12 protein-coding genes are annotated in these 13,019 nt (G+C 71.8%); 10 read left to right on the top strand and 2 right to left on the bottom strand.

What is annotated here, in order from left to right; all coding sequences use genetic code 11:
* Window positions 1-193: 193 nt before the first annotated feature.
* Entirely contained in the window at window positions 194-1,081 is an 888-nt protein-coding gene (locus tag AC067N_RS04010; RefSeq protein ID WP_478677314.1) for a helix-turn-helix transcriptional regulator, read from the bottom strand.
* 110 nt (window positions 1,082-1,191) lie between these two features.
* Between AC067N_RS04010 and AC067N_RS04015 the strand changes: the two genes are divergently transcribed.
* Both AC067N_RS04015 and AC067N_RS04020 read left to right on the top strand, forming a co-directional pair.
* Window positions 1,192-2,862, top strand: a complete 1,671-nt coding sequence (locus tag AC067N_RS04015; protein ID WP_478677742.1) for an AMP-binding protein — start codon at window positions 1,192-1,194, stop codon at window positions 2,860-2,862.
* On the top strand, window positions 2,859-4,469 hold the full coding sequence (locus tag AC067N_RS04020) for an AMP-binding protein (RefSeq protein ID WP_478677315.1): 1,611 nt from the start codon (window positions 2,859-2,861) through the stop codon (window positions 4,467-4,469). The genes AC067N_RS04015 and AC067N_RS04020 overlap by 4 nt, the downstream gene beginning before the upstream one ends.
* A 140-nt stretch (window positions 4,470-4,609) precedes the next feature.
* On the opposite strand, the gene AC067N_RS04025 is transcribed toward AC067N_RS04020, so the two are convergent.
* A complete protein-coding gene (locus AC067N_RS04025; RefSeq protein ID WP_478677743.1) occupies window positions 4,610-5,335 on the bottom strand; it encodes a hypothetical protein in 726 nt (241 codons plus the stop codon).
* A gap of 1,109 nt (window positions 5,336-6,444) precedes the next feature.
* Here AC067N_RS04025 and AC067N_RS04030 point away from each other — a divergent pair.
* From AC067N_RS04030 to hypA, 8 genes are all read left to right on the top strand, one after another.
* Complete coding sequence (locus AC067N_RS04030; RefSeq protein WP_478677316.1) at window positions 6,445-8,007, top strand: hypothetical protein; 1,563 nt, start codon at window positions 6,445-6,447, stop codon at window positions 8,005-8,007.
* 1 nt (window position 8,008) lies between these two features.
* Window positions 8,009-9,097 carry an NADH-quinone oxidoreductase subunit B family protein gene (locus AC067N_RS04035; RefSeq protein ID WP_478677317.1) on the top strand — a complete coding sequence of 363 codons (1,089 nt, stop codon included), beginning with the start codon at window positions 8,009-8,011 and terminating at the stop codon, window positions 9,095-9,097.
* Between the two features lie 127 nt (window positions 9,098-9,224).
* Window positions 9,225-11,018, top strand: a complete 1,794-nt coding sequence (locus AC067N_RS04040) for a nickel-dependent hydrogenase large subunit (protein ID WP_478677318.1) — start codon at window positions 9,225-9,227, stop codon at window positions 11,016-11,018.
* Window positions 11,011-11,565, top strand: a complete 555-nt coding sequence (locus tag AC067N_RS04045; RefSeq protein ID WP_478677319.1) for a NifU family protein — start codon at window positions 11,011-11,013, stop codon at window positions 11,563-11,565. Before AC067N_RS04040 ends, AC067N_RS04045 begins: the two co-directional genes overlap by 8 nt.
* The gene (locus tag AC067N_RS04050) at window positions 11,562-12,158 is read left to right on the top strand and encodes a DUF5947 family protein (protein WP_478677320.1); all 597 of its coding nucleotides are present in this window, start codon (window positions 11,562-11,564) and stop codon (window positions 12,156-12,158) included. The genes AC067N_RS04045 and AC067N_RS04050 overlap by 4 nt, the downstream gene beginning before the upstream one ends.
* 41 nt (window positions 12,159-12,199) lie before the next feature.
* Window positions 12,200-12,406: a hypothetical protein gene (locus AC067N_RS04055; RefSeq protein WP_478677321.1), complete on the top strand. Its 207-nt coding sequence runs from the start codon at window positions 12,200-12,202 to the stop codon at window positions 12,404-12,406.
* Window positions 12,403-12,630, top strand: a complete 228-nt coding sequence (locus AC067N_RS04060) for a hypothetical protein (RefSeq protein WP_478677322.1) — start codon at window positions 12,403-12,405, stop codon at window positions 12,628-12,630. The genes AC067N_RS04055 and AC067N_RS04060 overlap by 4 nt, the downstream gene beginning before the upstream one ends.
* 7 nt (window positions 12,631-12,637) lie before the next feature.
* Window positions 12,638-12,994 (top strand): hydrogenase maturation nickel metallochaperone HypA, encoded by a 357-nt coding sequence (hypA, locus tag AC067N_RS04065; RefSeq protein WP_478677323.1) that lies wholly within the window; start codon window positions 12,638-12,640, stop codon window positions 12,992-12,994.
* Window positions 12,995-13,019: the final 25 nt, after the last annotated feature.

Below are 13,019 nucleotides of genomic sequence, written 5' to 3' on the forward strand. Positions count from 1 at the left end.
ACCGGCCTGTGGCCCCGCCGGTCCGTGAGCCGGCCGTCCCGGGCGGCTCCCGCCACCCGCGCGGGCCCAGGGAGGCGGGCCCCTGCGCAGCACGTGGGTCGCGGTGGACCCGGCGCCGGCCGCGCGGCCGACGACGGCCCCCGTACACCCCTATTGTCCCCCTGCCCCCGCGGGGCGGCGGCCGGACCGAGCCCTACGGGAGGAGCCCCGCCCGGCGGGCCGCGACGACCGCTTCCAGACGGGTGCGGGCCTCCAGTTTCCGCATGGCCGAGCGGAGGTAGCCCTTGACCGTTTCGGGGCGCAGGCCGAGACGGCCCGCGGCGGCGGCGTTGGTCGAGCCGAGGGCGACGCAGGAGAGGACGTCCAGCTCGCGGGGGGTGAGGGTGACCCGAGGGCCGGCGGGCGGCGCGGGGGAGCCGGGGCCGGGGGCGTCGACGGCGGCGGCCCCCGCCAGGCGGCCGCAGACCTGGAGGAGCTCCCGGCGCAGCTCCGGATCGTCGATGCGCGGGGCCAGCGCGCGCAGTGCCCCATGCGCCTCCCTGACCTCCTCCCACGCCCCAGGCGCCCCGTCCTCCGGCGGCCGTGCCGCCGCCAGCAGGTTCCGGGCCTCGTCCCGCACCACCAGGGCCTGCTCCATGTCCCGTGCCGCCTCCAGCGCCGCCCCGACCGTACGGTCGCCCAGCGGCTGGGGTGTGCGCAGGGCGCCGTACATCACACCGCGCACCCGGCGCCGTACGACGACGGGGACGGCGAGCACCGAGCGGATGCCCTCGGCGGCGACGGCCCCGTCGTACTCGTGGCTGATCTGCCGCGACGAGGAGTAGTCGGTCACCCAGCACGGGCGGGCCAGCGCCACCGCCTTGCCGCCGAGGCCGTTCCCGGAGTGCACGGACAGCCCGCTGAGCGAGGTCGTCCGGTTGCCCTGGAGTTCGCTGATCCGCAGTTGCCCGGGGCCCGGCTCGACCAGTCCGGCGAAGGCCAGCGGCAGTCCGGTGGCCCGCCGTAACCGGTTCAGCGCGCCGCGCAAGTCCGCCGTACCGGATGAAGCGGCATCGACGGAACCGAAGGGATCAACTGCCACGAACTCGCCCTTTCCGCGCGGCGCACCCCCGTTCGGGGGTAGTGAGACGCGTATCACGCATTACACGATGTCAGGCGACGGTCCGGCAATGAGGAGGACACATGTCGGCGATGACGAGCGCCACGAAGGAGTTCCGGGCGGCCAGGGACTTCCTGCTCGCCCACCGCGAGGACTACGCCACGGCCTACGAGGGCTTCACCTGGCCGCGCCCCGACTTCTTCAACTGGGCACTCGACTGGTTCGACGAGATCGCGCGCGGGAACGACCGCACGGCCCTGCACATCGTCGAGGAGGACGGTACCGAGACCCGCCTGTCCTTCGCCGAGATGTCCGAGCGCTCCTCCCGCGTCGCGAACTGGCTGCGCGCGCAGGGCGTGCGCGCCGACCACCGCGTCCTCGTCATGCTCGGCAACCAGGCGGAGCTGTGGGAGACCGCCCTCGCCGCCATGAAGCTGCGGGCCGTCGTCATCCCCGCCACCCCTCTGCTCGGCCCCGCCGACCTGCGGGACCGGGTCGAGCGGGGCCGGGTCCGGCATGTGATCGCACGGGCCGGGGACGCCGCCAAGTTCGACGAGGTGCCCGGCCGCTACACCCGGGTCGCCGTCGGCGGCACCGTCGACGGCTGGCGACCCTACGAGGACGCCCGCCTGGCCCCCGCGGACTTCACGCCGGACGGCGAGACCAACGCCTCCGACCCGCTGATGCTGTACTTCACCTCGGGCACCACCGCCCAGCCGAAGCTGGTGGAGCACACCCATGTGTCGTACCCCGTGGGCCACTTGGCGACGATGTACTGGATCGGCCTGCGACCGGGCGACGTCCACCTCAACATCTCCTCGCCCGGCTGGGCCAAGCACGCCTGGTCCAATCTCTTCGCCCCGTGGAACGCGGAGGCGACCGTCTTCATCCACAACTACACCCGCTTCGACGCGGCCCGGCTGCTGTCGGAGATGGAACGCGCGGGCGTCACCAGTTTCTGCGCCCCGCCCACCGTGTGGCGGATGCTGATCCAGGCCGACCTCACCCAGCTGCGTACCCCGCCCCGTGAGGTCGTCGCCGCGGGCGAGCCGCTGAACCCCGAGGTCATCGAACAGGTGCGGCGGGCCTGGGGCGTCGCCATCCGGGACGGCTTCGGCCAGACCGAGACCGCCGTGCAGGTCTCCAACAGCCCCGGCCAGGAGCTGAAGGCCGGCTCGATGGGCCGGCCCAGCCCCGGTTACAAGGTCGTCCTCCTCGACCCCGTCACCGGCGCCCCCGACGTCGACGAGGGCGAGATCGCGCTCGATCTGTCCGACCGTCCGGTGGGCGTGATGACCGGCTACCACGGCGACCCCGACCGCACCGCGGAGGCCATGGCGGGCGGCTACTACCGCACCGGCGACATCGGCTCCCGCGACCGGGACGGCTACCTCACCTACGTGGGCCGCGCCGACGACGTGTTCAAGGCGAGCGACTACAAGATCAGCCCGTTCGAGCTGGAGAGCGCCCTGCTGGAGCACGAGGCGGTGGCGGAGGCTGCCGTCGTGCCCGCGCCCGACGAGGTGCGGCTCGCGGTGCCGAAGGCGTACATCGTGCTGGCGGCGGGCTGGGAGCCGGGCCCGGACACCGCGAAGATCCTCTTCGAGCACTCCCGGACCGTCCTCGCACCGTACAAGCGGGTCCGGCGGCTGGAGTTCGCCGACCTGCCGAAGACGGTGTCGGGCAAGATCCGCCGGATCGAGCTGCGCGAGGCCACGGCCGAGGGCTCGGACGCCGAGTACCGCGAGGAGGACTTCCGGTGAGCGGGAGCGGCGGGCCCGCGGGCGGGTCGTCGTACGCGCACGGGACGAGCGGCACGCCCCTTCTCGGCGAGACGATCGGCGCCGACCTCGACCGGGCGGTGGCCGCCTGGCCGGACCGCGAGGTGCTCGTCGACGTGCCGTCCGGGCGGCGGTGGACCTACGCCCGGTTCGCGGCGGACGTGGACCGGCTGGCGTACGCGCTGGTCGCCGGCGGGATCGCCAAGGGCGACCGGGTCGGCATCTGGGCGGTCAACTGCCCGGAGTGGGTGCTCGTGCAGTACGCCACCGCGCGCATCGGCGCGATCATGGTGAACATCAACCCGGCCTACCGCACCCACGAGGTCGAGTACGTCCTCAACCAGGCCGGGGTCTCCCTGCTGTTCGCCTCGCTCAGCCACAGGACGAGTGACTACCGGGCGATGGTGGAGCAGGTGCGCGGGAACTGCCCACGGCTGCGGGAGACCGTGTACATCGGCGACCCGAGCTGGGACGCGCTGATCGCGCGCGGTACGCCTGTCCCGTTCGAGGAGCTGTCCTGCGACGACCCGATCAACATCCAGTACACCTCGGGCACCACGGGCTTCCCCAAGGGGGCGACCCTCTCCCACCACAACATCCTCAACAACGGCTACTTCGTGGGCGAGTTGCTCGCCTACACCGAGCAGGACCGGGTGTGCGTCCCCGTCCCCTTCTACCACTGTTTCGGCATGGTCATGGCGAACCTGGCCGCCACCTCGCACGGCGCCTGCGTCGTCATCCCGGCCCCCTCCTTCGATCCGAAGGCGACTCTGGAGGCCGTCCAGCAGGAACGCTGCACCTCCCTGTACGGCGTGCCGACGATGTTCATCGCGGAGCTGAACCTGCCCGACTTCGCGTCGTACGACCTGTCGTCCCTGCGCACCGGCATCATGGCGGGCTCGCCCTGCCCGGTGGAGGTGATGAAGCGGGTCGTCGCCGACATGCACATGGCCGAGGTGTCGATCTGCTACGGCATGACGGAGACCTCGCCCGTCTCCACCCAGACCCGGCGCGACGACGACCTGGAGCACCGCACCGGCACCGTCGGCCGGGTCCTGCCGCACATCGAGGTGAAGATCGTCGACCCGGCCACCGGGGTCACCCGGCCGCGGGGCACGGCGGGGGAGCTGTGCACCCGCGGCTACAGCGTGATGCTCGGCTACTGGGAGGAGCCCGAGAAGACCGCCGAGGCCGTGGACGCCGGCCGCTGGATGCACACCGGGGATCTGGCGGTGATGCGCGAGGACGGTTACGTCGAGATCGTCGGCCGGATCAAGGACATGATCATCCGGGGTGGTGAGAACATCTACCCGCGGGAGATCGAGGAGTTCCTGTACGGCCACCCGGGGATCGCCGACGTCCAGGTGGTCGGCGTCCCGCACGAGCGGTACGGCGAGGAGGTCCTCGCCTGCGTCATCCCGCGCGACCCCGCCCGGCCCCTCACCCTGGAGGAGCTACGGGCCTTCTGCGACGGGCAGTTGGCGCACTACAAGATCCCGAGCGCGCTGCGCATCCTGGACGCCTTCCCGATGACGGTGTCGGGGAAGGTCCGCAAGGTCGAACTCCGGGAGCGTTACGCGGCCGACTGAGGGTTGTCCCGTAGGCCGTGCTTCAGGCAGCGGTGAGTCCTGGGCGGAGAGCTCTTCGGCCGGTTCCGTGCAGCGCAGGCGGGCCGGGGAGAAGTCGTAGGGCAATCAGCCTTCCAGGGGCCATCGGGGTCCCCACATGTTCACGCCCCCGCGCCGGTCGCGACCAGTTCCACCGCCGCGGCGTTCACCGGCTGCGGGGTGCCCGTGAGGTCCAGGACGAACAGGGCGACGCCGAGTCGGTCGGCGCGGTCGCGGGCGTCGTCGGCGTATCCGGCGAGCGAGAAGTGGACACAGTCGCGGGACTCGGCCAGGGCGGTCAGCCACAGGCATTCGACGTCGCGCAGCGAAGCCGGCTCGACCAGCGGGTGCACCTGTGCCAGGACCCCGGGCGCGCAGAGCCCGATGCCGTGGGGCTGGCGCCGGTCGGCGCGGCGGACGTCCCGGTAGCCCAGCCAGCGCAGATAGAGGGCGACGGCGGTGACCGCGTCGCGCGCGGTGCGGATGGTGACGGGCTGGAAGGTGGCCCGCGGCTCGGCGGCTGGTTCGGTGGGCGGCTCGGCCGGTGGTTCCACCGGGTCCCCGTTCGCGGGGCTGTGCGGCTCTGCGGCGCCGGTCACCGGCACGCGCAGCACGGTTCCGCACGAGCAGCCCAGCTCCGGATGCGGCCACTGGTCCGCGCGTCCGCAGCTCCCGCAGCGGACGGTGACCCAGTCCTCGTCCCAGGTGCGGTGGGTGACGCAGACGGGGGCGGCGCGCCGGTTCAGGGGCGGCGCGACCGGGGTGCCGCACGCGCAGGGGTAGGCGGGGGCGGCGTACTCGTGTTCCCGCCCGCAGTCCGGACAGCGCACCGCCATGGTCTCGCTCATGTCCCACCCCACCACCGAGCTCACCGGGTCCCGTCGAACAGCCCCCTCATCGTCCTCCACCCGGGGGCGCACCGGCAGGGGAACGCCGTGACAGGTGTGGGCGGTCGGCGGTCCGCCGCCGAGTCCGGTGATCGCGGCGCGGGGACCCCGAACAAGGGTGATCCCGGAGCGGGTCACCGACGTCTCGATGTCCACGACGAACGGCATCGGTGCCGTGGTGGAGTCCGAGGAGCTCGCGACCGGGCCCGGTCGCGAGCCGGCCTCGGTCATTCCTGAAAGGTCTGCTTGAAGGTCTGCTCGAAGGTCTGGTTGACGGTCTGACAGGGCTCCGCACGTCCCACAGGACTCTTCAGGTCTGACCGGGAGGGGGCCGTGCGCCGGTGTGACCTCGCATGATGCGAGCCGCTTTGCCACGCCGCGGCACGGCCCCCGCTTCCCCCGTGCCCCCGTTTCCCCGGTCCCGCGAACCCGTTCCCCCGTTTTCGCCGAACCCGCGATCACGCGGACCCGTTTCCCCCGTGTCCACGATGACGCGTTGCCCCGTACCCACGACGAGGCTTTCCCCCAGAGGGCCCGCCGCCCCCGTGCCGGCGGGCCTCGTGTGTTGAGGATGTGCCCGCACCCAGGGTCAGTTGAAGCCCCCTGACGGGTGTTCAGAGGTTGATTTGAGGGTTCCGTAGGCGCCCTACGCACCCTTGCGTAGGCAGCGCGCCGGGCATGTCCGCCCAGAACCGGCACTGGTGACGATCCGTCAGCCGGAAGACCACAACGCCCCCACGGTGGCGCGGTGCGTGGCGGCGTTGGAGGGCCGTTCGAGAAGCCGGCCGCGGTGGCGGCCGCGGGGCGCTCCAGGAGCGGGAGTCCCATGGGGCCTCGGACGCTCCCGTCCGCACCGTTTCCGGTACTTGGGTTTCCATAATTCGGAATTCATCTTCTGTTTAATGGAAGATGTCGCTCGTAATCGGAGCTTGCCAAGAGGACTCGGGGGAGGGGAGCCGTGGGAGACCCCTCGAACGGCTCAGTGCGTTCCGCCGGAGGAGGCGGCAGCGCGTGAGCGGTGTGACGGTGGTGGAAGGGATGGGTCGGTACACGGACAGGAGGAGGGCGCGATGGCGTACGGAGCGGTCGAGAGCGGCACGGTGTGCCCGGCCCCGGACATGGACGGCGGCCTGCCGCCGGACCCGTCCCGGGGCGTCTTCGAGCCGATCGCCGCCGTCGCCGACGCCGTGCTCTACGAGGGCTATCTGCTGTACCCCTACCGGCGGTCCTCCGCCAAGAACCGCGTCCGATGGCAGTTCGGTGTGCTGTTCCCCCGGGAGTGGGTGGAGGCGGACGGCCCTGTCGTTCCCGGTGTGTCCGGCTCGGCCGATTCCTGGTACCAGCGGACGGAGTGTCTGCTGCGTGTCCGGCGGCCCGACGCGACCGTCCGGGTGAGGCTGCGTCATCTGCAGACGCAGCGCAAGCAGGTGGAGGAAACCGGCCGTGACGGCGGCCACCGCGCCGTCGAGTCGCTGCGGAGCGACGACGGCACGGTCCATCTGACCTTCGACGAGGCGGTCCCGTGCGAAGCCGACGTCGTGGTCCCGCTGGACGATCTGCTGCGCGGCGAGACCACCGTCCCGGTGGCGGTGCCGGCCGGTGAGGACATCGAGCCGCTGCCCCGCCATGCCGGGCGGGTGGTGCGGCGCCGCGAGGAGGTGAGGGCGAGCGTCACCCTGACGGCCGAGCGGCTCGCGGACGACGTCTGCCGGCTGCGCGTCCACACCGCGAACACCGTGGACGGCCTGGAGCCCCGGGCGCCTCGCGACGAGGCGCTGCGCCGGGCGCTCGTCGCCACCCACACCCTCATCGGCGGTGACGGAGTGGACTTCGTCTCGCTGATCGATCCGCCGGCGGACCTGGCCGACCATGCGCGGGCCTGCCGGAACGAGTTCACCTTCCCCGTCCTCGCCGGCGAACCCCCCGCCGGGTCCGTCGTGCTCTCCGCGCCGATCATCCTGCCCGACCACCCCCAGGTGGCCCCCGAGAGCCCGGGTGACCTCCATGACGCGGCGGAGATCGACGAGATCCTCACGCTGCGCACCATGCTGCTGACCGACGAGGAGAAGCGGGAGGCGCGGGCCACCGACCCGCGGGCCGCCGCGATCCTCGACCGGGTCGACACCATGCCCCCGGAGGTCTTCGCCCGCCTCCACGGCGCCGTCCGCTCGTTGACCCCGGTCGCCACCGCGGCATCCGCTACTCCGGTCGCCGCCCCGGCGCCCCCCGCCCCCGAGCGCCCCGTCTGGTGGCAGGAGGGGGCCGACGACGGGCTCTGCCCGTCCACCGAGACGGTGGTCGTCGACGGTGTCCCGCTCGGCGGCGGCAGCCGTGTACGGCTGCGGCCCCGCAGGAGCGCCGACGCCCAGGACATGTTCCTGGCCGGGCGCACCGCGAAGGTGGCCGCCGTCTTCCACGACGTCGACGGCAGCCTGCACCTCGCCGTCACCCTCGACGACGACCCCGCGTCCGAACTGCACACCTGGTACGGCCGCTTCCACTACTTCCGGCCCGACGAGCTCGAACCACTGGAGCCCGCCGGATCACCGGACGAGCCGCCGAAACCGGCTCCCGCCGCAGCCCCGGCGCGGCACACGACCGACTCCGAGACCCACCGCAGCGGAGGCCGATGACATGACCACCAGCAGCAGTACCACCGAAGTCAGCAAGGAACCCAGCCGCGCCGAGGACCGCGAGGGCTTCGACGAGATCACGATCCTCTGGATCTCCGAGGGCATGAGCTGCGACGGCGACACCGTGTCGCTGACCGCCGCCGGCCAGCCCTCCATCGAGGACCTGGTCCTCGGACTGATCCCCGGCCTGCCGAAGGTGAACCTCGTCAACAAGGTGCTGTCCCCCAGCCTGGGCGGCGAGGACTTCCTCGCCCCCTACCGGGCGGCGGCACGCGGCGACCTGGCCCCCTTCATCCTCGTCATCGAGGGCTCGATCCCCAACCAGAACATCATCGAGGGCGACGGCTACTGGACGTCCTTCGGCAACGACCCGGAGACCGGTGAGCCGCAGACCCTCAACTGGTGGATCGACCAACTCGCCCCCAAGGCCTGGGCGGTCGTCGCCGCCGGCACCTGCGCCACCTTCGGCGGCATCCACGCCATGTCCGGCAACCCGACCGGCTGCATGGGCCTCGCCGACTACCTGGGCTGGGACTACACCTCGCAGGGCGGGCTGCCCGTGGTCAACGTGCCCGGCTGCCCGATCCAGCCCGAGAACTTCATGGAGACCCTGGTCTGGGTCCTCTACCACGCGGCCGGTTCCGCGCCCCCGCCGCCGCTGGACCACATGCTGCGCCCGCAGTGGCTGTTCGGCAAGACGGTGCACGAGGGCTGCGACCGGGGCTCGTACTACGAGCAGGCCGGCTTCGCCAAGGACTACAACTCGCCCAAGTGCCTGGTGAAGACCGGCTGTTGGGGCCCCGTCGTGAACTGCAACGTGCCCAAGCGCGGCTGGATGGCCGGGATCGGCGGCTGCCCGAACGTCGGCGGCATCTGCATCGGCTGCACGATGCCCGGTTTCCCCGACGCGTTCATGCCGTTCATGGACGAGCCCCCCGGCGGCACCCTGTCGTCGATGGTCATCAAGCCGTACGGGGCCGTCATCCGCAGACTGCGCGGCATGACGAACGAGCTGGTCAACCACGAGCCCAGGTGGCGCCACAACAAGCGCAAGCTGACCAGCGGCTACAACCCGCGCTGGCGCCCGTGAGGCCGCGCACACCGCGTCCCGCCGCCACGACCCCGACCACCCCCAGCACCTGCACCACCCCCAGCACCTGCACCACCCCACCCACCCGTCACCCGCACGAAGCCGACAACGAGGGGCACCACCGCACATGACCACCACCGAGGCCCGGCCCACCGAGCGCAAGCCGCCACAACTCGTGGACATGTCCTGGGATCCGATCACCCGGATCATCGGGAACCTGGGCATCTACACGAAGATCGACTTCGCCAACCGGGAAGTCGTGGAATGCCACAGCACCTCGTCGCTGTTCCGCGGCTACTCGGTGTTCATGAAGGGCAAGGACCCTCGCGACGCGGGCTTCATCACGTCCCGGATCTGCGGCATCTGCGGTGACAACCACACCACCTGCTCCGACTACGCCCAGCAGATGGCCTACGGCGTCAAGCCGCCCCCGCTGGCCGACTACATCGTCAACCTCGGCGAGGCGGCCGAGTACATCTTCGACCACACGATCTTCCAGGACAACCTGGTCTTCGTGGACTTCTGCGAGGCCATGGTCAAGTCCACCAACCCCGGTGTGCTGGCCCGCGCCGAGGCCACGTCGGCACCCCGCGGCGACATCCACGGCTACCGCACGATCGCCGACATCATGCGGGCCTTCAACCCCTTCGAGGGCGAGGTCTACAAGGAGGCCCTGAAGGTCAGCCGGATCACGCGCGAGATGTTCTGCCTCATGGAGGGGCGGCACGTCCACCCGTCCACGCTGTACCCCGGCGGCGTCGGCACGATGCCGCAGCCGACCACCTTCACCGACTACCTGAGCCGGCTGATGCGGGTCATCGACTTCGTGAAGAAGGCCGTCGCCATGAACGACGACGTCTTCGACTTCTTCTACGAGGCGCTGCCCGGCTACGAGGAGGTCGGCCGCCGTCGTGTCCTGCTGGGCTGCTGGGGCGCCTTCCAGGACCCCATGACCGTCGACTACCGCTACGAGACGATGAACACCTGGGGCAAGCAGATGTACGTCACCCCGGGCATCATCGTCGACGGCGAACTCGTCACCAACAACCTCATCGACATCAACCTCGGCCTGCGCATCATGCTGGGCAGTTCGTACTACGAGGACTGGGTGAACGAGCAGCCCTTCGTCACCCACGACCCGCTCGGCAACCCCGTCGACATGCGCCACCCGTGGAACCAGACCACCGTCCCGGTGCCGCAGAAGCGGGACTTCGACGACAAGTACAGCTGGGTCATGAGCCCCCGCTGGCTCGACCCGCGCACCGGGGACCACCTCGCCCTCGACACCGGCGGCGGCCCGCTCGCCCGCCTGTGGTCGACCGCGCTGAGCGGCATCGTCGACACCCCGTACGTCAAGTCCACCGGCCACAGCGTGCGCATCTCCCTGCCCAAGGGCGAGACGCTCCCGGAGACGACCTTCGAGTGGCGCATCCCGCAGTGGAGCAACACCATCGAACGCGACCGCGCCCGGCCGTACTTCGTCGCCTACGCGGCCGCGATGGCCCTCCAGTTCCTGGAGGAGGCCATGGGGCTGGTACGGGCCGGCGAGACCAAGGTGTTCGAGAACTTCGAGGTGCCCGACGAGGCGATCGGCTGCGGCTTCCACGAGGCGGTGCGCGGCGTCCTCTCCCACCACCTGGTGATCAAGGACAAGAAGATCGCCAACTACCACCCGTACCCGCCCACCCCCTGGAACGCCAGCCCCCGCGACAAGTTCGGCACCCCCGGCCCGTACGAGGACGCCGTCCAGGGCCAGCCGATCTTCGAGGAGAACGGTCCCGACGACTTCAAGGGCATCGACATCATGCGCACCGTGCGCAGCTTCGACCCCTGCCTGCCGTGCGGCGTGCACATGTACGTCGGCAAGGGCAAGACGCTCACCACGCTCCACTCGCCGACGTACGGGGCGAACCATGGCTGAGGCCGCCGCCCCGGCACGGCTCGCGGACCCGGACGTCGAGGCCCGGCTCGCCCGCCTCGACGAGCTGCTGGAGGAGGTCGAGTCCGCACCCGGCCCGGCGACGCGCTCCGCGACCGAGGCGGTACGGCTGCTGACCGAGGTCTACGGCGAGGCCCTGGCCCGTGTCCTCGACCACGCGGACGCACCGCTGGCCGAACGCCTCGCCGACGACGAACTGCTGGGCCATCTGCTGGTGCTGCACGACATCCACCCCGAGTCCCCCGAGGACCGGGCGGCCCGCGCGGTCGAACGCCTCCGGCCCGCCGTACGGGAACGCGGCGGCGACGTGGAGTGGGCCGGTGTGGACGGGGACGTGGCCCGGGTCCGGCTGACGTCGGGCGGCGGCTGCGGCTCCGGGTGCGGCGGCGGAGGAGGCGACGTCAGTGCCGCCGTACGGGAGGCGGTGCTCGCCATGGCTCCCGAGCTGACGGAGGTGCAGCCGGTGCCGGAGACTCCGGCCCCCGCGTTCGTCCCGCTGACCACGCTCAGGCGCCGGGGTGCACCGTGACCACCGAGGGGGCACTGGCCCGCCTCATCCGGTCGTCCGCCGACCGCGCCGCGGCGGCCGAGGCGGAGGTGTGCGACCTGTGCGCCGCTCCGGTCGCCGACGAGCACGCCCACCTCTACGACACCGGGCAGGCGGAGGTGCGCTGCGTGTGCGGCCCCTGCTCGGTGCTGTTCGCCGAGGCCCGGGCGGGCGACGGCCACTACCGGCTGGTGCCCCGGCGCCGGGTGCGGCTGCCGCACCTGGACACGGCCGTGCTGGGGGTCCCGGTCGGCCTGGTCTTCTTCGTCCCCCGGGCGGACGGCACCGTCACCGCCGAGGGCCCGAGCCCGGCGGGCGCCATGCGGTGGGAGGTCGACGCGGACGCCTGGACGCAACTGGTCGGGACGTGTCCGCAGCTCGCCGGCATGGAACCCGATGTGGAGGCCCTGCTGGTGAACACCGTCCACGGTCTCGACCACCACTGGATCGTGCCGGTCGACGACTGCTACCGCATGGTCGCCGTCGTACGCCGCGAGTGGCGCGGCCTGTCCGGCGGCGGCCGCATCTGGCCGGCCGTCGAGCAGTTCTTCGAGGACCTCACCGAGCGGTCATGAGCACGCACTCCGCGGGTCGGAGGCGAGGAAGGAGCGCACCCATGGGCAGCATCAGAGTGGGCCGGGCCCAGGCCAAGCCCGATACGCCCCGGCACATCGCCGGCATGCACCAGGGCAACCGGGGACCGTACAAGGCCCAGAAGGGACACCACGAGGACGGCACCGCCGACGCGCGCCGCTCCACCGGGATCCACTGGAAGCGGCATGACACCCTCGCGGAGACCATGCCGAACATCTCACCGGGATGAGACAGCAGGGAGTCGCCGTGATGATGACGTACATGCGCGTACGAAGGCCCGCCTCCGTCGGCAGACGGGGCGGGATGACCGGACAGCGGGTCCTGAAGGCCGAGGCCGCCATGGTCGGCGGTCTGGCCCTGGCGCTGCTCCTGTGGGAGCTGCCGAGCCTGCGGCGGGAGGCGCGGATCTGGCGGATGGCCGGCGGTTTCCGCGCCGGCCACCGGTATCCGTGAGCCCGCCGTGCACGAACTGTCGATCGCGACCGCGATCATCGAACGGGCCGACGAGCTGGCCCGGGCGGACGGCACGGGCTCCGTCTCGGCGGTGACCGTCCGGGTCGGGGAGCTGGCGGGCGTCGTACCCGACGCCCTCAGCTTCGCCTTCGAGGTGGCCCGGGACGGCACCGCCCTCGCCGGGGCACGGCTCCTGGTCGAGCAGGTCCCCGCACAGGCCTGGTGCGGGGAGTGCGCCGAGGAGTTCGCGGTGGGCATGCCGCCCTTCTTCTGGTGCCCGCGCTGCGACCGGCCCTCCACCGAGCTGCGCAGCGGCCGGGAACTGGAGATCGCCGCGATCGAGCCGGCACCGGCACCCGCATAGCCCGAGGGCCCCGCCGGTACGCCGG

Source organism: Streptomyces sp. NPDC042364 (genome assembly GCF_056437585.1).